Raw genomic sequence first — 19,310 nt, forward strand, 5'->3', positions numbered from 1 at the left:
GGTCTCTGGGTGAGCGCGTAGCCTCATTGCCAACGGTTTCCGGCCCGGCACCTGCGGGAAATCTCAAAGACATGCACATCCGGCCCCGAGACACGGTCGCCCGGAAGACGGATGAGCAGCCTTGAGGCGACAACGGGGTGCCTGATGAATGAACCTGATCGATCTTATCCTCACGGTTTGCCTCGCGGCGAACCCTGCCGAATGTCGGACTGAGCACCTCTATTTCGAGAACCGCGGCTCACTGGTGCAGTGCATGACCCTGGCGCCGCCTGAAATTGCGAGATGGTCCGTTGAGCACCCCGCCCTCAAGGTCGTGCGCTGGAAATGCGCATTTCCGGACAAGGCACGGCCGACCTAAAGAAAACGCCGGGACAAAACAGCTTATGACGGGATTTGCCTGTGTGCGTGCTGGGGGCGCAGCGACATAGCCCCGTTGTGCGGAGGCCGCTTCGCCCCCAGCACGCACAGGGCCGGAAAGACCGCGTCGAGGCTGCCGACACGGACGCCAAGGTTTTCACGACGAATGGCCGCTTGAAGCGTCGCTTGTACTCAGAAGCAGCGGACGTCGGCCTCGGCCTGCGCGCGCCTGAGTTCCGCGCCGGCCGCCTTGGCGGGCGCACTCTCGCGGAACAGAGCGCTAGCCTCGCCCGTGGTCAGCGCCATCCGCCTGAAGGTTTCTGCAGTCACATAGCGCTCGTAGGGTACGATCGAAGCGATGACGTCGATCGAGCAGGAGCATCGTTCCAGCGCATCGCGTGTCTCGCCATTCGACTTCATGCAGCCGAAGACATAGTCGGCCAGCGCGTCGGTCGGGTAGCCCCCTGCAGCCTTGGCCGGGCCGGCCAACGACAGTGTCGCGGTGGCCATACAGACGACAAAGGCCGAGCATCCGATCAATCTAGGCATCACGAAGCTCCTGGGAGCCTGACACGATCTGAAGATGGGATCTGCCGCGCCATTTGGCAATCTGCGACGACGCCAGTCAAGCTGGCAAATGGGAGTCGTACAAGACCGAAGGAGGTAAGTGCTACACCCGGCATGCTCCTCGCCGAGCCGGCTTTGGCGGCATCATGGGAATTCAATACGAATACTGATTTGTGCCAATTGTCTGAAGCGGGCCAAGCGAAATCGTACTTCGTGGCGATCTCGCAATCAGAGTTTTAATAGTAAATCCAAATAACTACTCGTGGCACACCCTTCATTGGCATCGATAAATCTACAAAATTATGATTTTGATTGACAAAAAGTTTCTCGAAGAAACCGACAAAACGATCAATCTATCAGAATTGATTTCGCATAATTATTCGCGCAGTGGCGCAAGATATGGTTTTTTGTTTTTGCTTGCCTCTCGCTTATCAATGACATATTCTTACGGCGTTTCCGGCTTCAATGACGTCACCGTCATAGGGAGCGGCGATAGTCTTTCGTAGGTCAAGTGCGGTGGGCGGTAACGGTGCCTCGCCTATTCGGCTTGGGTCGTGACACGCTGCCGGAATACTTCCCACCACATGAATCGTTCAGGCAAGCTCCTGCGGGCGGCTTGTAGACTGATTTCGGAATGTGAACCTCGGGAGGATCCTCGAATGCGCTTATTCAGGAAATCGATGTGCATTCCTCTTGCCGCGGCGCTGATAACAGGCGCTTCGGCATTTGGCGCCTGGGCCAATGAAGAACTCCAGAAGCTTTCTTCGGACCCCAGGAACTGGGCGATGCCGACGGGCGACTATGCCAATACTCGCTACTCCAAGCTCAACCAGATCAACAAGGACAATGCGAAGAACCTGCAGGCGAAGTGGACGTTCTCCACTGGCGTTCTGCGCGGCCACGAAGGCGGCCCCCTGGTGATCGGCGACGTGATGTATGTCCACACGCCGTTCCCAAATATCGTCTACGCCCTCGATCTCAACAATGACGGCAAGATCCTGTGGAAATACGAACCCAAGCAGGATCCGAACGTCATTCCGATCATGTGCTGCGACACCGTCAATCGCGGCGTTGCCTATGGCGACGGCAAGATCTTCCTCAATCAAGCCGACACGACGCTGGTGGCGCTCGACGCCAAGACCGGCAAGGTCGTGTGGTCGGTGCAGAACGGCGAGGCCATCGACGGCAGCAAGGCTGAATCCGGAACGTCTGCGCCGGTGGTCGTGAAAGACAAGGTCCTCGTCGGCATCTCCGGCGCTGAATTCGGCGTGCGTGGTTTCTTGGCGGCTTACAACATCAAGGACGGCACGCTGGCCTGGAAGGCCTATTCGACCGGGCCGGACAAGGACATGCTCGTCGATCCGGCCAAGACGACTAGCCTCGGCAAGCCGATCGGACCGGATTCCAGCCTTGCTTCCTGGGAGGGCGAGCAATGGAAGAGCGGCGGCGGCACCACCTGGGGCTGGTATTCCTATGATCCCAAGCTGAATCTGATCTACTACGGGACCGCCAACCCCTCGACCTGGAACCCGGTTCAGCGGCCGGGCGACAATCGCTGGTCGATGGCCATCTTCGCCCGCGATCCCGACACCGGTATGGCCAAATGGGTCTACCAGATGACCCCGCATGACGAATGGGACTATGACGGCGTCAACGAGATGATCCTCGTCGACGGCATGGACATAGGCGGCAAGAAGCACGACGTGCTGGTCCATTTCGATCGCAACGGCTTTGCCTACACCATGGACCGTGCGACCGGCGATCTGCTCGTGGCCAAGAAATTCGACCCGGCCGTCAACTGGGCGACCGAGATCGACATGGATCGGAACAGCCCGACTTTCGGCAGACCGAAGGTGAACCCGAAGTTCTCCCCCCAGACCAATGGCGAGGACGTCAACACCGCCGGCATCTGCCCCGCAGCGCTGGGCACCAAGGATCAACAGCCTGCGACCTACTCGCCCAAGACCGGCTTGTTCTACGTGCCGACCAACCATGTCTGCATGGATTATGAGCCCTATCGGGTAAGCTACACCGCCGGCCAGCCTTATGTCGGCGCGACGGTGTCGATGTTCCCGGCTGCCAACAGCCATGGCGGCATGGGCAACTTCATCGCGTGGGATGCGGCCAAGGGCGAGATCGTCTGGTCGAAGCCGGAGCTCTTTTCAGTGTGGTCCGGCGCGCTGTCCACCGATGGCGACGTCGTCTTCTACGGAACGCTGGAAGGTTACATCAAGGCAGTCGATAAGGACGGCAATGAACTCTACAAGTTCAAGACACCGTCAGGCATCATCGGCAACATCAACACCTATGAACACAACGGCAAGCAGTACGTAGCCGTGCTCTCGGGTGTCGGTGGCTGGGCTGGCATCGGCCTGGCAGGTGGTCTGCTTTCGCCGGAAAACGCAGCCGCATGGCATGGCGCGGTCGACCAGGGTCGGGCGCAGGGCGACCAGGCCCAGGTGATCGGCACGGCAGGCCTTGGCGCCGTAGGCGGCTATGCGGGCCTTGCCCAATATACGGCACTCGGCGGCCAGTTGACCGTCTTCGGGCTTCCGGACTGATCTGCCGACCCTCAATCCGTCTTCGACAAGGCGGAAGGCCAAGAAGCGAGAGCCCGGTTCGCCGGGACCGAGCCGGGCTCTCGATTTCGCCATCCAACTACGAGCACCTGCTACCGCCGCATCGCGACAGCAAAGCTGCGTCCGTGGCGAAATGAGGAGAGGAGTAGGAATGACCGCTCGCAATTCAGGCATGGTTGTTGCCCTGATCTTTCTGGCAATCTCGGGGATGGCCCGCGCTGAAGACGACCAACAGAAGGCAGCCGCGGTCAAAGATGACAACGGCAAGTATTTCGACGCCCAAGGGAACCCGACCTTCAAGATCCAGGAAGACGGGAGCGTGGACTGGTATACGTTCAGCGGCTATCGCCGTTACCATTCGGACTGCCATGTCTGCCATGGCCCCGACGGCGTCGGGTCGTCCTATGCGCCGGCGCTCGCCGATTCACTCAAGACCCTGGACTATGCGACATTCCTCTCGATTGTCGCTCAAGGCCGCAAGAACATGGCAGGTGGCAATCAAAACGTCATGCCTGCCTTCGGCGACAACAAGAACGTCTATTGCTATCTGGATGACCTCTACATCTATCTGAGGGCACGTGCGGTCGACGCGATCCCACGTGGCCGGCCGCCCAAGAGAGCCGAAAAACCGCAGTCCGCCAAGGACTACGAAGCGTCGTGCATGGGGGGATGAGGTCATGCTGGCGCGCAATCTTCTTCGGCATACGATCGCGGCGGCGCTGATGATGGCAACCGCGCCAACCCTGGCCCTTGCCCAAGGTGCGGGCCTCGGCGCTGCCGGGGAACTGGTCGACCCCGACATGTTGCGGGTGTGCGCGGATCCCTCGAACATGCCGTTCAGCGACGAGAGCGGTCAAGGCTTCGAAAACAAGCTGGCCGAGCTGGTCGCCGAGAAGACCGGGCGCAAATCCGTCACGTACACGTGGTTCCCGATGTTCACGGGCTTCGTCCGAAATACGTTGCGCGCCAATCGGTGCGACATCATCATGGGCTTTGCGCAAGGCGACGAGCTGGTTCAGAACACCAACGCCTACTATCGCTCCGCCTATGTGCTGGTATTCAAGAAGGACAGCGGTCTCGACGGCGTCCAAACGCTCGAGGATCCGAAACTCGCGGGCAAACGACTGGGCGTCGTGCAGGGAACGCCGCCCAGTGCAAACATGGCCCGTGCCAATCTGATGAAGACCGCCAAGGTTTACCCGCTGATGGTGGACACGCGAGTGGTGCCCTCGGTCGCCGAACTCATGATCAAGGACATGCTGGACGGCCACATCGACGCCGCGGTCGTGTGGGGGCCGATGGGCGGTTACTACGCCAGGAAGTCCGGGGCGGATCTCGCCGTCGTTCCGCTGGTGAGCGAGAAAACGGGATCGCGCATGACCTATCGCATCACGATGGGGGTGCGCCCCTCCGACCAGGAATGGAAGCGAACACTCAACCGGCTCATCAAGGACAATCAGGAGGAGATCAATCGGATTTTGCTCGGCTTTGACGTGCCGCTGCTCGACGAGCACGACAAGCCGATCACTGAGTGACCAATTGTTGGATGTCCTTGGAAGCCAGCAGCGCAGGACATCGAATGGAGTTGCAGTTCGGTTTTCTCGTGCCCTCAGGTTCGGGCGGTTGAGAAAACTCCAACCCTACCGCTGGAGGAGAACCGACCCTATATATTGTCACAGCGAATATTGCCGTAGCGAGCATTGCGGCCGAAACGAGCCAAGCTTTCGATTTCCGGTTTTTCAAGCACCTTCACTTCCCTTTGTCCATTTGAAGGACCAGCCATTGCACAACGATGCCTTGCAAGGGCTGACGTGACAGAAACGGCCTTCCGGCCGGTGCAAGGAGGAATGCCATGAAGAAAACCTGGGCCAAACCGACCATGTGCGAGGTCGCTGCGGGCTTCGAGATCTCGCGTTACCTGCCTGCCGAAGTCCAACCCAAGAAGTAGGGGGAAACGATGCGTGCTCCTGCCGACGCAGAGGCACGCATCGCCTTCCGCCCACGTTCCCTGGAGGATGCCAGCGTCCTTTGAACCGCCATGTCATCCGTGAAGGCGTTCGGGTCGCATGTGGTCCCGAGATACGAGGGCAAGCCGGAGGGGGTGTTGCCATGCGCCTGAAGGTCATCGGATCGGCTGCGGGCGGAGGTTTTCCGCAGTGGAACTGCAATGACCGGCTGAACCGCTTGGCCCGCGAGCAAGGGGTGGGCGAACGAACGCAATCGAGCCTCGCCGCCTCCGCTGACGGGAACGGCTGGGTCTTGTTCAACGCCTCTCCTGATATTCGCCAGCAAATCAGCAAGACGCCCGAGTTGCAGCCGGCAGCAGAAGCGCCGTTGCGGTCAACGCCCATTCGGGCCGTGGTCCTCACCAATGCCGATGTCGACCATGTCGCCGGCCTTCTCAGCTTGCGCGAGCGACAGCCCTTCGCGATCTATGCGACAGGACAAGTTCTGGCAGTGCTTGACGCGAACCCCATTTTCAATGTCCTCGATCGCGCGATCGTGCCCCGGCGCGTTCTGCACCTTGGTGACGTGCTGGAGATTTGCGGCGCGGATGGCCAAGAGACGGGCGTGAGGATCGAAAGCTTCGCCGTCCCCGGGAAAGTAGCTCTCTATCTCGAGAATTCCGCCATGCCGGAAGCCGATTTCAGCTCCGACAGCGGCGACACGATCGGCCTGCGCATCACGGCCGAGGGCTGCGGGGAGGCTTTCTACATCCCGGGCTGCGCACGCATCGACGAGGATCTGTGCTTGCGCCTCGAAGGCGCGGATCTGCTGCTTTTCGACGGCACGGTCTACACCGACGACGAGATGATATCAGCCGGCGTCGGGCAGAAGACAGGGGGCCGGATGGGGCATCTGGCCATGTCGGGAGAAGCCGGCTCCATCGCCGCGCTGGCCGACGTGATGGTCGGCCGCCGCATCTTCATCCATGTCAACAATACCAATCTGGTTCTCGACGAACACTCAGCCGAGCACGCCGCAGTCCGCGAGGCGGGCTGGGAGATAGCCCATGATGGAATGGAGATAAGGCTATGAGCAGTTTCCATCGCGTAGCCGAAGGCGGATTGTCCGCTACCGAACTGGAGGTCGTGCTGCGGCAAGTCGGTGCGGAACGCTATCACAATCGCCATCTCTTCCACCACAGGATGACGGCAGGCACCCTGTCCAAGGGCGAGATGCAGGCCTGGGCGCTGAATCGCTACTGCTATCAGGCAATCATTCCGCGCAAGGACGCTACGATCCTGGCGCGTGCGGAAGACCCGGCCCTTCGCGCGGCATGGCGCAAGCGCATCGAGGACCATGACGGCGAGGACGGCTGGAGCGGCGGCATCGCGCGGTGGCTGCATCTGGCGACTTCGCTGGGGCTCGATGCCGATGCCGTCAAGAGCGAGAGGCTGGCGCTGCCGGCTACGCGTTTCGCCGTTGGCGCCTATCTCAATTTCTGTGCCAGCCAAACACTGCTGGAAGCGGTCGCATCATCCCTTACGGAACTGTTTTCGCCGGCCATAATCGGCGAGCGGGTGCCGGCAATGCTGGCCAGATACGACTACATTACCAAGGACACGTTGGCATATTTCACGGCGCGGCCGGAGCAGGCTTCGCGTGATGCCGCATTTGCTCTTGCCTATGTGCTGGAGCATGCCGACACCCCGGAGCGCCAGCAGGCCGCCGTTGATGCGCTCGTGTTCAAGTGCGACATCCTCTGGACCATGCTAGACGCGCTCCAGCACGCCTATGGCGAGGAGGGAAACATCCCGCCGGGAGCATTCCAGCCGGAGGTGCCGCGATGACGACGCCGTGCGCACGAGCAATAGTTTCGCTTCAGTCTGTTCCGTCGCTGCCGGGCCACGTGCATATCCGCTATGATCCGCTGCGCCAGGCATTCGCTGTGCTTTCACCGGAACGGGTGTTCTGGCCGAACGACATCAGCCTCGACATTCTCAGCCGGTGCGACGGATGCACCGATGTCGGCCAGATCGTCGCCAGCCTTGCCACCGAATACGATGCGTCCGAAGCCGCCCTCGCCGGCGATGTCGTCGCCTTCCTGCAGGAATGGTCCGACCGGCTGCTGGTGAGGCTGTTGCGTCGACCCGAAGATCGGGATCGATTCTCGCCGGGCGCGACCCTTGAATTCAGCGCCCTGGAACGTCCTTTGGGCACAAGCAAGGACGTGCAGCGCACCGAGAGAAGCGCGCTCCTTCCTCCAATCGGCATGCTGGCGGAACTCACCCATCGCTGCCCCCTGCAATGCCCCTATTGTTCCAACCCGATCGAACTGCTCAAGGCCAATCGCGAACTGCCAACGGAAACCTGGCTCGACCTCTTCGGCCAGGCTGCAGACCTTGGAGTGCTGCAGGTGCATCTTTCCGGCGGCGAGCCGACCTTGCGCCGCGACCTGGAGCAGCTGATTGCAGGGCTTTCGGGGCGCGGCGTCTACACCAATCTGATCACCGCCGGGATCGGCATCGCGGAAGGCCACATCGCGGCGTTCGCCGAGGCCGGGCTCGATCATCTGCAACTGAGCTTCCAGGGCGCGCGACCAGGCACGACGGACCGCATCGGCAATCATCGCGGTAGCCACGACAAGAAGCTCGAGACCGCAAGACAGGCGCGGGCGGCAGGCCTGCCACTCACCATCAATGCACCGATCCACCGTCACAACATCGACGAGGTTCCGGAATTCATCCAGCTGGCGCTGTCGCTCGGCGCGGAGCGGCTCGAGATCGCCAATGTGCAATATGCCGGCTGGGCGCTTGCCAATCGCCATTGGCTGATGCCCGACCGGGCGGCAGTCGATCGACAAGCCGAATACGTAAAGGCGGCCAAGGAAGAGCTCGTCGGAGTCATGAATATCGATTTCGTGCCTCCGGACTATTTCGCCACCTATCCGAAACCTTGCATGGGAGGATGGGCGCGCGACGCCTTCGTCGTAACGCCTGATGGCACGGTGTTGCCGTGCCACGCTGCGCAGACGATCCGCTCCCTGGACTTCGAGCGTTTCGGGCCTCATGAGCTCGCCGAGATTTGGACGAATTCAGCGGCCTTCAACGCTTTCCGTGGCACAGGCTGGATGCAGGAACCTTGCCGCAGTTGCGAAAGGCGCGAGATCGACTGGGGCGGCTGCCGATGCCAGGCGATGGCAATTGTCGGCGATGCCGCGGCGACCGATCCGGCCTGCATCAAATCACCGCTCCATGCTCGGATGGCAATGTTGGTCGAGGCTGCTTCGCCTGACAACGACGGGGAGCAGGACACGTTTGCATGGCGCCGGATCGGCGCTGAGACCCCGGCATAGGCGCCGCTTTCCTGACGGTTTCTCAAGCCAGGCCGGTGACGGGTCACAGACGAACCGGAAGCGAAATCAGGCGCGGCGAGTGGTCTCGAACAGAAACCATGTCCGACGTTCGGCCTCGTCGATCCAGGTTTCGAGCAGGCTAGCGCTCCCAACGTCACCGTGCTCGTCGCACACGGAATGGGCCTCGCGCATGTGGGTCGCCAGTTGCTGGTTGTCGTCGCGCAGTTCCGCCAGCATATCCTCCGGCGTGACGAAGTCGGCGTCGTTGTCGAGTACGCGCTGCAGGCGAGCGATGTGCCCGACTGAACGGAGGGTCGTTCCGCCGAGCTTGCGGACACGTTCGGCGATGGGGTCGGTCATGTCGAAAATCTGATCGGCCTGTTCGTCCAGCAGAAGATGATAGTCGCGGAAATGCGGCCCCGACATGTGCCAATGGAAGTTCTTGGTCTTGAGGTACAAGGCAAAGACATCCGCCAGCACGAGGTTCAGCGAACCTGCGATGTCCCGGACCGCATTCGATTTCAAATCCGTCGGCGTCTGCATCGGCGCATCACGGCGGTGCTTTGCAGCATCCTTGTCCATAGTCTGCCTCCTTATTCGAGATGAGCGACCGGGCCATCAGGCATCCTTCGGCAGTACCGACAGCACCCGGGCAACAAAAAGATGGAAATCGGCCATGTAGTTGCGCAGGAATTCTTCCGTCCCTACATTGGTCACCTCGCCATCGTCGGTGATCAGGCCGGGGGTGAACTGGATGTATGCTTCCGGCGAGTTCATCTGAGGCGAGTTGCAGAAGCCCAGCACGCTGCGCAGGGCCTGCTGGGCAACAGCAGTGCCGATGGCGCCGGGGGATGTACCGATGACGGCCGAGGGCTTGCGCGTGAACGAGTTCTGGCCGTAGGGCCGGCTAGCCCAGTCGATCGCGTTCTTCAGCCCGCCGGGGATCGAGCGATTGTATTCGGGCGTGACGAAAAGCACAGCCTCGACGTCGGCAATGGCCTTCTTGAAGGCCAGGGCGGCCGGTGGAAAAGCGGCATCGTAGTCGTAGCTATAGAGCGGCAGGTCCTTGAACGGAATCTCGCTCATCACTAGTTCCGGCGGTGCAAGCTTCACCAGCGCCTTGGCAAGCTTGCGATTGATGGATCCCTTGGCGAGACTGCCGATCAGATAGCCTACCGTGTGCTGGGTCATGGCGACTTCCCATGCATGTGAGAAACGACGGTCTTGCAGCTAGCGCCTGACCAGGCCGGCTGCACTGACATCCAGCAATTTCCGTCATATATTGCGGCCGTCCTCCTTGCCCCGGCGGCTCGCTCATGACGTGCCTCCTCCCCACTCCAGCTTCAGGAACACCGCGATGAACAAGCGCCGCGCCGACGTCCAAACCGCCCATGCGAGTCGATATCTGCAGCAGCTCTGCAAGCATTGGGGGCACAAATTCACAGTCGAATTCACCCCGACCCATGGCGAAATCGCGCTGCCATTCGGGCCCTGCATCCTTGATGCCGACGAGCACACCCTGAACATTGAACTCTCAGCAACAGATGCAGCCGACCTGCCCCGCTTCCAGCAGGTTGTCGAAGATCACATCAAGCGCTTCGCCTTTCGCGAAGAGCTTGCGTTCGATTGGCGTGAAGGCGGGAACCCTGCCTGATCAGGCGCGTTAGTGGCAAGTGCGACTGACGAACCCGAAGCGTCGCGCATCAGACGGGGTAAAGCCCATGCAACTGACCGGAATCCATCACCTGACGGCCATCACGGCCGACGCGCCGGGAAACTTGCGGTTCTACACCGAGACGCTCGGCATGCGGCTGGTCAAGAAGACCGTCAACCAGGACGACACCAGCGCCTACCATCTGTTTTACGGCGACGGTGCGGCGACGCCAGGCACGGACCTGACCTTCTTCGATTGGCCCGTGGCGCCCGAGCGCCGTGGCCGGCACAGCATATCGCGCACGAGCCTGCGCGTTGCCGGAATCCCCAGCCTCGAATGGTGGCGCGAGCGCCTCGCCGAGGCAAACGTACAATATGGCGAGATCATCGAACTGGACGGGCGCGCCACGCTGGATTTCGAGGATCCGGAAGGCCAGCGCCTGCGGCTCGTCAATGACGGCGGCGCCGGCGTCGCGCATCCATGGGAGCACAGCCCCGTGCCGGCGCAGCACCAGATCCGGGGCCTTGGCCCGATCACCATCAGCGTCCCGAGGCTCGACTATACCGAAGTCGTGCTGCTGCAGGTGATGAACATGCGCAAGGCACGCGAATACCCCTCCCCCGACGGCCAGGGCGACGTGCATGTCTTCGAAATGGGTCCGGGCGGACCGGCGGCCGAATTGCATGTCGCCGTCCAGCCTGGGCTGCCCATCTCCGAGCAAGGCGCGGGCGGCGTTCATCATGTCGCGTTCCGGACGCCTGATGTAGCAGGCCTGCACGAATGGACCGAACGGCTGGGGCAGTTCCGCCTACCCTCCAGCGGTGAGGTCGAGCGCTACTATTTCCGCTCCCTCTATTTCCGCGAGCCCAACGGCATTCTGTTCGAGATCGCCACCGACGGTCCCGGGTTCGACGTCGATGAACCGCTCGACAGCCTCGGCGAGCGCCTGTCACTTCCGCCGTTTCTGGAGGCGAAGCGAGCCGCGATCGAGGCCAATCTGAAACCTTTGGACTGATGGAGTTCTTCAAGCCCGCCTGATGTTACCCGAGACGGACATACGATCGTGAATGAAACGCCCGCCATGTCGGCGGGGTCCGCATTCGACGTCCTCGACGCGGCCCTATTTCCTGCTCCAGTCGGACCGCGCGCCGCCGACTTCCGGGTCAGTTGAAAACTGCAGCGGAAGCATCGGATCTGGATCCATTCGCAAGAAAGGATGTACAAGGTGCAGCATTTCCAGAGCTCGAAATCCCTCGCCAAATCGATCGCGTTGCAGCCGATCACCGCCAACGCTTCGTCCTCATCGGAGGCACTTCGCGCCATCTCCTACGTCAAGCACTTCAAGCGCGACCAGGAGGTCTTTGGTCAGGACGAGCGCAGCGACAACTGGTACGGCGTGGTTTCGGGTGCGGTTCGCGAATATGTCGTGCGCAGCGATGGGCGTCGGCAGATCATCGACATCCTCCTGCCGGGCGATTTCTTCGGGTTCACGCTGCGCACCCATCGCTGGTTCGGCGTGCAGGCAGTCGCCGACGACACCACGCTCGAATGCTACCCGCGGCAACGGGTCGAGGCGCTGGCCGACATCGACCCCTGCGCTGCCAAGGACATCCGGGCGCGGTGTTTCCAGGCCATCGAACGACTGGAGGAACAGATGCTGGTCGTCGGCACGATGACTGCGCAGGAGAAGGTTCGCGGCTTTCTTTCCTATTTCTGCGACCGGATGGCGGTCGCCCAGGACGATGACGCACCACTGCCGATTTCGCGTTACGACATCGCCGACATGCTGGGGATTTCGGTGGAGACGGTCTGTCGCGCTTTTACCGATCTGCAGGAACGTGGCGTCATCACCTTGCAGGGACCGCGACGGATCAAGATCGTGAAGCGGGATCAGTACTGATCCCCCCGTGTTCGGCAATTTTGGGCAGCAACGTCCCGCACCCCGGGGCCCGAAACTGACGACGGTCAAGGCAATCGATCGCAGTTGGCTCCAAGACTGGCCGAAGGCGCGGCAGCGCCGGCTGCGACACGTCCACGGAGGCAATCATGGCAGGCAAGGTAATCGGCATCGACCTGGGTACGACCAATTCCTGTGTGGCGATCATGGAAGGCACCCAGGCCAAGGTCATCGAAAATGCCGAGGGCGGGCGCACCACGCCTTCCATCATCGCCTTCACCAAGGACGGCGAGATCCTGGTCGGCCAGCCCGCCAAGCGCCAGGCCGTGACCAATCCGGAAAACACCATCTTCGCCATCAAGCGGCTGATCGGACGTCGCTATGATGACCCGACCGTCGAGAAGGACAAGGGCCTAGTCCCCTACAAGATCGTCAAGGCCGACAATGGCGATGCCTGGGTCGAGGTGATGGGCAAGACGTATAGCCCGAGCCAGATCAGTTCCTACGTGCTGGTCAAGATGAAGGAGACCGCCGAGGCCTATCTCGGCGAAAAGGTCACGCAGGCGGTGATCACCGTGCCGGCCTATTTCAACGACAGCCAGCGCCAGGCCACCAAGGATGCCGGCAAGATCGCCGGCCTAGAAGTGCTGCGCATCATCAACGAGCCAACGGCGGCGGCCCTTGCCTATGGGCTGGACAAGAAGAAGGGCGGCACGATCGCGGTCTATGACCTCGGCGGCGGAACCTTCGACATTTCGCTCCTCGACATCGGCGACGGTGTATTCGAGGTCAAGGCAACCAACGGCGACACTTTCCTTGGCGGCGAGGACTTCGACAAGCGGATCGTCGACTGGCTGGCCGATGAATTCAAGAAGGACCAGGGCATCGACCTGCGCGGCGACAAGCTTGCCCTGCAAAGGCTGCGCGAGGCAGCGGAAAAAGCGAAGATCGAACTGTCGTCAGCCATCGAAACGACCGTCAGCCTGCCGTTCATCACCGCCGACCAGCATGGCCCCAAGCATCTCGAGATCAAGCTGCGCCGGGCCAAGCTCGAAGACATTGTCGAAGACCTGATCCGGCGCACCGAACCGCCCTGCAGGGCGGCGATGAAGGACGCCAAGTTGAAGTCCCAGGACATCGGCGAAGCCGTGCTGGTGGGCGGCATGACCCGCATGCCCAAGGTACAGGAGACCGTTACCGAGATCTTCGGGCGTGAGCCCAGCAAAGGCGTCAACCCCGACGAAGTGGTCGCGATCGGTGCGGCGATACAGGCCGGCGTACTGCAGGGCGACGTCAAGGACGTGCTTCTGCTCGACGTGACGCCGCTGTCGCTCGGACTGGAGACACTGGGCGGTGTCTTCACTCGACTGATCGAGCGCAATACCACCATTCCCGCCAAGAAGAGCCAGGTTTTCTCGACCGCGGAAGACAACCAGAACGCGGTCACCATTCGTGTGTTCCAGGGCGAGCGCGAAATGGCCGCCGACAACAAGCTGCTGGGCCAGTTCGACCTCGTCGGCATTCCGCCGGCACCGCGCGGCATGCCTCAGATCGAAGTCACATTCGACATCGACGCCAACGGCATCGTCAATGTCACCGCCAAGGACAAGGCGACTGGAAAGGAACAGAAGATCAAGATCGAGGCGTCGGGTGGCCTGTCGCAATCCGACATCGACCGGATGGTGAAGGAAGCGGAGGCCAACGCCGAAAGCGACAAGAAGAGACGCGCGTTGATCGAGGCGCGCAATCATGCCGATGCGCATATAGCGGTGGCCCAGCGGACGCTCGACGAAGCCGGCGACAAGGTTTCCCAGGCCGACAAGGCGCCGTTCGAAGCAGCCATCAACGACCTCAAGACCGCCATGGCCGGAGATTCGGTCAGCGACATCGAGGCAAAGAGCCACGCGCTGCAAGTCGCGTCGACCAATTTCGGCGCCAAGCTTCACCAGGCTGGCGCAGGTGCAGGACCGGCGTCCGGCGAGGATGTCGTCGATGCCGATTTCGAAGAAATCGAAGAATCGGACGAGCACAAGCATGGCTGAGCCACCCAAGGATCAGGCTGGCCAAACGCCCGAGGCGTCAGCCGCGGAACCGGCAGGCCCCGGCGTAGACGAGCCAACGCCGGACCTCGAAGCGGAACTTGCCGAGACAAAGGACAAGCTGCTGCGTGCGCTGGCCGAACAGCAGAACATCCGACGGCTGATGCAGCGCGAACGCGACGAGGCGGTGAAATTTGCCGCTTCGAAACTGGCCGAGGACCTGCTCGAAACACTCGACAACCTGCGCCGGGCCATCGAGAGCGCGGCAGCGACGGAGTCTGGCGAAGCCGAGATGAAGCAACTCGTCGCTGGGGTCGAGGTGACAGAGCGCAACCTGATGGCCGCGCTCGAGCGTCACGGCGTGCGCAAGATCGAACCGCTCGGCGAAGTGTTCGACCCCAATCTCCACCAGGCGGTCTTCCAGAGGCCTGATGACGAGGAAGGCAAGATCATCGAGGTGCTGCAGCCCGGCTACATCATGCATGAACGCTTGCTCAGGCCTGCCATGGTCGGCGTTGCCGCTGCACGGGATGAGTGAAAACCGCGTCCGCTGATGGCAGGTCAGCGGTGCGGCAGACCGCCGTCCGTATTTTCAGGCTGATGGCGCACGTTGCCGGTGCGGGCATTCTCATCCTCGGCCCGCGCCGCCTTCAGCGCCTCGACCATCGTATCGAAATCGCGCCTGAGCATATGGAGTTGGTCGACTAGCCCAAGTATCACGCCGATGCCCTCGTCATTGACGCCCATCAACACGTCGAGATCGCGGATCAGCGCCGCTCGCGCCAAGTCGACCTCGCTGAAGACGGCATCGCCACCGATCCGGCTCGGCACGATCCATCCCTCGTCGAGCCAGACCTGCAGCCTCGTGATGTCGATCCGGGCGCGGCCGGCAAATTCTTCCTCACTCGACATCTAAGCCTCCACCGATCGCCTGGGATCAAAGGCTTTTCCGGCGGACCAGTTCGAGACGAATTCCCTAAGTTCGGAATCAGGCTTGTCCGGCAGCACGATCTTGAGCGTCGCAAATGCATCGCCTCTCGTTCCATTCTTCTTCGCGACGCCCTTGCCTTTCAGGCGCAAAGTCCTGCCGCTGCTGGAGTTTTCCGGGACCGAAGCAATTACCGGTCCGCTCGGTGTCGGAACCCTGATCTTGCCGCCATTCACGGCCTCCGCCAGCGAGATCGGCAAGTCGAAGCGGATGTCGTCACCGTCGCGTCTGAAGAAGGGGTGGCTGCGCACATGCAGTTCGATCAGGGCATCGCCAGCCGGTTCGCCCTCGTCGCCGGCAGTTCCCTGCCCGCGCAAGCGCAATATCTGGCCGTCATGGGCGCCGGGCGGAATGCGTATCTCCAGCGTCCGGCCGTCAGGCATCGTCACCTTGCGGCTGGCACCGTTGACAGCGTCCAGGAAGTCGATTTCGAAAACATAGCGGATGTCGGCTCCGCGCCGGCGAAAATTGCGTGCCGACCCGCGTGAGAAGAACCCGCCGAGAATATCGTCCAGACCGGCATCGTCGAAGGATGATCCGTGCTGGTAGGCTCCGGCCTCGGCCCCGGCAAAGTCGCGGTAATAGCGACGCTGCGGTGTCTCCATGCCCTGGGCATCGATTTCGCCGCGGTCAAAGCGCGCGCGTTTGTCCTCGTCGCCCAGGATATCGTAGGCGGCAGAAAGCTCCTTGAATTGATGCTCAGCCTGCTTGTCGCCGGGGTTGAGATCGGGGTGCAACTTCTTGGCGCGACGGCGGTAGGCGGCCTGGATGTCCTTCTGGGAGGCATCTCGCGAAACACCCAGTACCTCATACGGATCGCCCGTGCTCATTCGGATCTCCGCCGCTCAGCTCGAAAGTCTTGATGCAGAAGGCCGCAACCGGTTCCGGCATCACCTGCAATTAGACGAAAGCCGGCAAGCTGAAACTGACAGTCGTCAATGCGGCCCCAGGTGATGCGGTTGCATGGTCGGGATCGCTGTCCGTCCTCGGCGAATTGGCCGTTTGACGACAGCTCAGCGCTTGGCCCGCGCTGGAACCTTGTGGGCCGAAAAGACCAGTGACACCGACGATCGGGGCGGAGTTTTGCGATGAGGCGTGACGATCCCAACAACTCCATGTGGTCGGATGCGATCGAGATGCTGGCCCGCGCGGAACATTTGCACCGGCAGTTCTTCCAGCCCCGTCCGGCTCCCTTGCAAGCAGCGTGGGAGCCCCCCGTGGACGTGCTCGAGCTGGCCGACGAGGTGCTGATCCTTGTGGCCCTGCCGGGGATCGATCCGGACCTCGTCGAAGCCGCCATCGAAGGCAATGCGCTGCTGATTGCCGGCCGAAAGCTGCATCCGCCGCAACTGCGCGCCGCCGTCATCCATCGCCTGGAGCTTCCGCAAGGCCGCTTCGAGCGGCGCATCCCGCTGCCGCCCGGTCACTACTCATCGGTACAACGCAGCGCCCAGCACGGCTGCCTCGTGTTCAGCCTGCGCAAGATGGCCTGAGCCGGGGGAACAGCCGTGTATCATCGCGACACAATTCTCCGCGCCGCCGAAACCGAGGCTGGAACCGACCAGCCGGCCCCAGCTACCGCTGCCCTGCCTGATGACGGCCTTATCATCCTTGCCGCGCGCGATGTGGTCGTTTTCCCCGGCACCGTGTTTCCCCTGAGCATCGGTCGGCAGGCCTCGATCCTTGCCGCGCAGCAGGCACTGCGCGAAGAGCGCTCGATAGGCATCCTGATGCAGCGGGATCCGGAAGTCGCCGAGCCGTCGGCGCTCGAGCTGCACCGCACTGGAACGGTTGCCAACATCCTGCGCTACGTCAACACGCCGGACGGGCACCATCATCTTGTCCTGCAAGGCGAACAGCGCTTCAGCGTGGTCAATTTCATTCACGAGCGGCCCTTCCTGGCTGCCCGCGTGCAGCGCATCGCGCAATCGGAGGAACAGACACCCGAGATAGAGGCGCGGACGCTGCACCTGCGCCAGCAGGCCATGGAGGGGCTGCAGTTGCTTCCGCAGGTCCCCCAGGAGATGCTCGCGGCGGTGCAATCGGCCACGGCACCCGGGGCGCTTGCCGATCTGATCGCGGCCTATCTCGACATCAAGCCCGAGGAGAAACAGGAGATCCTGGAAACCACCGATGTCGTGGCCCGGATCGAAAAGGTTTCGTGGTTCCTGGCGCAACGGCTCGAAGTTCTCCGGCTGACGCATGAAATCGGCCGCCAGACCAAGGCGGCACTCGACGAGCGCCAGCGCGAGGTGATCTTGCGCGAGCAGATGGCGTCGATCCAGCGACAGCTTGGCGAGGCCGAAGGCAAGGGACCCGAGATCGCCGAACTCAGCGAGGCGATCACCAAGGCGCAGATGCCGACGGAAGTGGAGGAAACGGCTCGCAAGGAACTTCGCCGCTACGAACGGATGCCGGAGGCGGCTGCCGAAGCCGGCATGGTGCGCAACTATCTCGACTGGCTGGTCGAACTGCCTTGGGCGCTTCCGGAGGAAAAGCCGATCGACATCGAGGAGGCCAGGCGCATCCTCGACAAGGATCATTTCGGGCTCGACAAGATCAAGCGCCGGATCATCGAATATCTCGCCGTGCGGAAGCTTGCGCCGCACGGCAAGGCGCCGATCCTGTGTTTCGTCGGCCCGCCCGGCGTCGGCAAGACCTCGCTCGGCCAATCCATCGCCCGTGCGATGGGGCGGCCTTTCGCCCGCGTCAGCCTTGGTGGCGTGCATGACGAAGCCGAGATCAGGGGCCATCGCCGCACCTATATCGGCGCGCTGCCAGGCAACATCATCCAGGCGATCCGCAAGGCCAAGGCGCGCGATTGCGTCATGATGCTGGACGAGATCGACAAGATGGGACGCGGGATCCAGGGCGACCCGTCGGCGGCGATGCTTGAAGTGCTCGACCCCGAACAGAACAGCACCTTCCGCGACAACTACCTCGGCGTGCCGTTCGACCTTTCGCGGGTGGTTTTCATCGCAACCGCCAACATGCTCGATACCGTGCCCGGTCCGCTCTACGACCGCATGGAGATCATCAGCCTTGCCGGCTACACCGAAGACGAAAAACTCCAGATCACCCGACGTTATCTGGTGGGCCGTCAGATGGAGGCGAATGGTCTCAAGCCCGGTCAGGCCGAGATCGACGACGAGGCACTCCGGCACATCATCGTCGACTATACCCGCGAGGCGGGCGTGCGGACCCTGGAGCGCGAGATCGGCCGCGCGCTGCGCCATGCGGCAGTGCTGATCGCCGAAGGCAGTGCTGCCAAAGTGCCGATCACGGCGACCGAACTCGAAACGATCCTTGGGCCGCGGCGTTTCGAGAACGAAGTCGCCATGCGTACCAGCGTTCCCGGGGTTGCCACGGGCCTGGCCTGGACCCCTGTCGGCGGCGACATCCTGTTCATCGAAGCGACGCGGGTTCCCGGCAAGGGTGGCCTGATCCTTACCGGCCAGCTTGGCGAGGTCATGCGCGAGAGCGCCCAGGCGGCATTCAGCATCGTCAAGAACCGTGCGGTGTCGCTCGGCATCGACGAGAGTGTTTTCGAAAAGATCGACATCCACGTGCATGTCCCGGCCGGCGCCACGCCGAAGGACGGACCAAGTGCCGGCGTCGCCATGTTCACGGCGCTGGTGTCGTTGCTGACCGGACGGACGGTGCGCAACGACACGGCCATGACCGGTGAAATCAGCCTGCGCGGGCTGGTGCTGCCGGTCGGCGGCATCAAGGAAAAGGTGGTCGCGGCTGCAGCGGCTGGGATCAAGCGGGTGATGTTGCCGGCTCGCAACCGCCGCGATTTCGAAGAGATCCCAGAAGATGCCCGCAAGACGCTCGAATTCATCTGGCTGGATAAGGTCGATGACGCGATCACTGCCGGATTGGAAGGCTCCTCAACCAAAGCGGCGGCGGCGGAATAGATCGGCTGCA

At 62.0% G+C, this 19,310-nt stretch carries 20 protein-coding genes and 1 pseudogene; 16 read left to right on the forward strand and 5 right to left on the reverse strand.

All coding sequences use genetic code 11. The features are described 5' to 3' along the window. Positions 1-148: 148 nt before the first annotated feature. The gene (locus ABSY17_RS16795) at positions 149-358 is read left to right on the forward strand and encodes a hypothetical protein (protein WP_378943158.1); all 210 of its coding nucleotides are present in this window, start codon (positions 149-151) and stop codon (positions 356-358) included. A gap of 191 nt (positions 359-549) precedes the next feature. Here the strand turns inward: ABSY17_RS16795 and ABSY17_RS16800 are convergent, their stop codons facing one another. Beyond that, entirely contained in the window at positions 550-906 is a 357-nt protein-coding gene (locus ABSY17_RS16800) for a hypothetical protein (protein WP_378943161.1), read from the reverse strand. 677 nt (positions 907-1,583) lie between these two features. Between ABSY17_RS16800 and ABSY17_RS16805 the strand changes: the two genes are divergently transcribed. From ABSY17_RS16805 to pqqE, 8 genes and pseudogenes are all read left to right on the forward strand, one after another. Beyond that, complete coding sequence (locus ABSY17_RS16805) at positions 1,584-3,485, forward strand: methanol/ethanol family PQQ-dependent dehydrogenase (RefSeq protein WP_378943163.1); 1,902 nt, start codon at positions 1,584-1,586, stop codon at positions 3,483-3,485. 169 nt (positions 3,486-3,654) lie between these two features. After that, complete coding sequence (locus ABSY17_RS16810; RefSeq protein WP_378943166.1) at positions 3,655-4,176, forward strand: c-type cytochrome, methanol metabolism-related; 522 nt, start codon at positions 3,655-3,657, stop codon at positions 4,174-4,176. 4 nt (positions 4,177-4,180) lie between these two features. Beyond that, the gene (locus ABSY17_RS16815; RefSeq protein WP_378943168.1) at positions 4,181-5,038 is read left to right on the forward strand and encodes a substrate-binding domain-containing protein; all 858 of its coding nucleotides are present in this window, start codon (positions 4,181-4,183) and stop codon (positions 5,036-5,038) included. Between the two features lie 317 nt (positions 5,039-5,355). After that, positions 5,356-5,451, forward strand: coding sequence for a pyrroloquinoline quinone precursor peptide PqqA (locus ABSY17_RS16820; protein ID WP_378943171.1), 96 nt, complete (start codon positions 5,356-5,358; stop codon positions 5,449-5,451). 161 nt (positions 5,452-5,612) lie between these two features. Further along, the gene (pqqB, locus tag ABSY17_RS16825; protein WP_378943173.1) at positions 5,613-6,542 is read left to right on the forward strand and encodes a pyrroloquinoline quinone biosynthesis protein PqqB; all 930 of its coding nucleotides are present in this window, start codon (positions 5,613-5,615) and stop codon (positions 6,540-6,542) included. Then, positions 6,539-7,297, forward strand: coding sequence for a pyrroloquinoline-quinone synthase PqqC (gene pqqC, locus ABSY17_RS16830; RefSeq protein ID WP_378943176.1), 759 nt, complete (start codon positions 6,539-6,541; stop codon positions 7,295-7,297). Before pqqB ends, pqqC begins: the two co-directional genes overlap by 4 nt. After that, positions 7,294-7,512 (forward strand): annotated as a pseudogene (locus ABSY17_RS16835) (PqqD family peptide modification chaperone); the annotation flags it as partial. The gene pqqC and the pseudogene ABSY17_RS16835, both read left to right, overlap by 4 nt. 207 nt (positions 7,513-7,719) lie before the next feature. After that, positions 7,720-8,802, forward strand: a complete 1,083-nt coding sequence (gene pqqE, locus ABSY17_RS16840) for a pyrroloquinoline quinone biosynthesis protein PqqE (protein ID WP_378952784.1) — start codon at positions 7,720-7,722, stop codon at positions 8,800-8,802. A gap of 66 nt (positions 8,803-8,868) precedes the next feature. On the opposite strand, the gene ABSY17_RS16845 is transcribed toward pqqE, so the two are convergent. After that, entirely contained in the window at positions 8,869-9,384 is a 516-nt protein-coding gene (locus tag ABSY17_RS16845; protein WP_378943178.1) for a Dps family protein, read from the reverse strand. Positions 9,385-9,420: 36 nt separating this feature from the next. After that, a complete protein-coding gene (locus ABSY17_RS16850; protein WP_378943181.1) occupies positions 9,421-9,993 on the reverse strand; it encodes an NADPH-dependent FMN reductase in 573 nt (190 codons plus the stop codon). A 166-nt stretch (positions 9,994-10,159) separates the two neighbouring features. Here ABSY17_RS16850 and ABSY17_RS16855 point away from each other — a divergent pair, with 166 nt between their 5' ends. From ABSY17_RS16855 to grpE, 5 genes are all read left to right on the forward strand, one after another. Beyond that, a complete protein-coding gene (locus ABSY17_RS16855) occupies positions 10,160-10,456 on the forward strand; it encodes a DUF2218 domain-containing protein (RefSeq protein WP_378943183.1) in 297 nt (98 codons plus the stop codon). Between the two features lie 67 nt (positions 10,457-10,523). Beyond that, complete coding sequence (locus ABSY17_RS16860) at positions 10,524-11,471, forward strand: ring-cleaving dioxygenase (protein ID WP_378943186.1); 948 nt, start codon at positions 10,524-10,526, stop codon at positions 11,469-11,471. Between the two features lie 201 nt (positions 11,472-11,672). After that, on the forward strand, positions 11,673-12,356 hold the full coding sequence (locus ABSY17_RS16865) for a cyclic nucleotide-binding domain-containing protein (RefSeq protein ID WP_378943189.1): 684 nt from the start codon (positions 11,673-11,675) through the stop codon (positions 12,354-12,356). A 146-nt stretch (positions 12,357-12,502) separates the two neighbouring features. Beyond that, positions 12,503-14,395: a molecular chaperone DnaK gene (dnaK, locus tag ABSY17_RS16870; protein ID WP_378943192.1), complete on the forward strand. Its 1,893-nt coding sequence runs from the start codon at positions 12,503-12,505 to the stop codon at positions 14,393-14,395. After that, positions 14,388-14,930 carry a nucleotide exchange factor GrpE gene (gene grpE, locus ABSY17_RS16875; RefSeq protein WP_378943194.1) on the forward strand — a complete coding sequence of 181 codons (543 nt, stop codon included), beginning with the start codon at positions 14,388-14,390 and terminating at the stop codon, positions 14,928-14,930. The genes dnaK and grpE overlap by 8 nt, the downstream gene beginning before the upstream one ends. A gap of 23 nt (positions 14,931-14,953) precedes the next feature. Here grpE and ABSY17_RS16880 read toward each other — a convergent pair whose 3' ends face one another. Both ABSY17_RS16880 and ABSY17_RS16885 read right to left on the reverse strand, forming a co-directional pair. Next, a complete protein-coding gene (locus ABSY17_RS16880) occupies positions 14,954-15,304 on the reverse strand; it encodes a MerR family transcriptional regulator (RefSeq protein WP_378943197.1) in 351 nt (116 codons plus the stop codon). Further along, a complete protein-coding gene (locus tag ABSY17_RS16885) occupies positions 15,305-16,210 on the reverse strand; it encodes a DnaJ C-terminal domain-containing protein (protein WP_378943199.1) in 906 nt (301 codons plus the stop codon). It abuts the gene before it with no gap. A gap of 258 nt (positions 16,211-16,468) precedes the next feature. Between ABSY17_RS16885 and ABSY17_RS16890 the strand changes: the two genes are divergently transcribed. Together ABSY17_RS16890 and lon are read left to right on the forward strand one after the other, a co-directional pair. After that, positions 16,469-16,873 (forward strand): Hsp20/alpha crystallin family protein, encoded by a 405-nt coding sequence (locus tag ABSY17_RS16890; protein ID WP_378943202.1) that lies wholly within the window; start codon positions 16,469-16,471, stop codon positions 16,871-16,873. A 93-nt stretch (positions 16,874-16,966) separates the two neighbouring features. Beyond that, positions 16,967-19,300 (forward strand): endopeptidase La, encoded by a 2,334-nt coding sequence (gene lon, locus ABSY17_RS16895; RefSeq protein WP_378952786.1) that lies wholly within the window; start codon positions 16,967-16,969, stop codon positions 19,298-19,300. Positions 19,301-19,310 lie beyond the last annotated feature (10 nt).

The organism is Mesorhizobium sp. ANAO-SY3R2 (assembly GCF_042466635.1).
In the GTDB taxonomy this organism is placed as follows: Bacteria; Pseudomonadota; Alphaproteobacteria; order Rhizobiales; family Rhizobiaceae; genus Aminobacter.

Excerpts from the sequence above, each read along its gene's own strand:
- ABSY17_RS16795 (WP_378943158.1), top strand. The coding sequence starts at position 149 with ATGAACCTGATCGATCTTATCCTCACGGTTTGCCTCGCGGCGAACCCT.
- ABSY17_RS16885 (WP_378943199.1), bottom strand. The coding sequence starts at position 16,210 with ATGAGCACGGGCGATCCGTATGAGGTACTGGGTGTTTCGCGAGATGCC.
- ABSY17_RS16855 (WP_378943183.1), top strand. The coding sequence starts at position 10,160 with ATGAACAAGCGCCGCGCCGACGTCCAAACCGCCCATGCGAGTCGATAT.
- ABSY17_RS16805 (WP_378943163.1), top strand. The coding sequence starts at position 1,584 with ATGCGCTTATTCAGGAAATCGATGTGCATTCCTCTTGCCGCGGCGCTG.
- pqqE (WP_378952784.1), top strand. The coding sequence starts at position 7,720 with ATGCTGGCGGAACTCACCCATCGCTGCCCCCTGCAATGCCCCTATTGT.
- ABSY17_RS16820 (WP_378943171.1), top strand. The coding sequence starts at position 5,356 with ATGAAGAAAACCTGGGCCAAACCGACCATGTGCGAGGTCGCTGCGGGC.
- ABSY17_RS16890 (WP_378943202.1), top strand. The coding sequence starts at position 16,469 with ATGAGGCGTGACGATCCCAACAACTCCATGTGGTCGGATGCGATCGAG.
- ABSY17_RS16815 (WP_378943168.1), top strand. The coding sequence starts at position 4,181 with ATGCTGGCGCGCAATCTTCTTCGGCATACGATCGCGGCGGCGCTGATG.
- ABSY17_RS16850 (WP_378943181.1), bottom strand. The coding sequence starts at position 9,993 with ATGACCCAGCACACGGTAGGCTATCTGATCGGCAGTCTCGCCAAGGGA.
- ABSY17_RS16880 (WP_378943197.1), bottom strand. The coding sequence starts at position 15,304 with ATGTCGAGTGAGGAAGAATTTGCCGGCCGCGCCCGGATCGACATCACG.
- ABSY17_RS16810 (WP_378943166.1), top strand. The coding sequence starts at position 3,655 with ATGACCGCTCGCAATTCAGGCATGGTTGTTGCCCTGATCTTTCTGGCA.
- grpE (WP_378943194.1), top strand. The coding sequence starts at position 14,388 with ATGGCTGAGCCACCCAAGGATCAGGCTGGCCAAACGCCCGAGGCGTCA.
- ABSY17_RS16865 (WP_378943189.1), top strand. The coding sequence starts at position 11,673 with ATGTACAAGGTGCAGCATTTCCAGAGCTCGAAATCCCTCGCCAAATCG.
- pqqB (WP_378943173.1), top strand. The coding sequence starts at position 5,613 with ATGCGCCTGAAGGTCATCGGATCGGCTGCGGGCGGAGGTTTTCCGCAG.
- ABSY17_RS16845 (WP_378943178.1), bottom strand. The coding sequence starts at position 9,384 with ATGGACAAGGATGCTGCAAAGCACCGCCGTGATGCGCCGATGCAGACG.
- pqqC (WP_378943176.1), top strand. The coding sequence starts at position 6,539 with ATGAGCAGTTTCCATCGCGTAGCCGAAGGCGGATTGTCCGCTACCGAA.
- ABSY17_RS16860 (WP_378943186.1), top strand. The coding sequence starts at position 10,524 with ATGCAACTGACCGGAATCCATCACCTGACGGCCATCACGGCCGACGCG.
- ABSY17_RS16800 (WP_378943161.1), bottom strand. The coding sequence starts at position 906 with ATGCCTAGATTGATCGGATGCTCGGCCTTTGTCGTCTGTATGGCCACC.
- dnaK (WP_378943192.1), top strand. The coding sequence starts at position 12,503 with ATGGCAGGCAAGGTAATCGGCATCGACCTGGGTACGACCAATTCCTGT.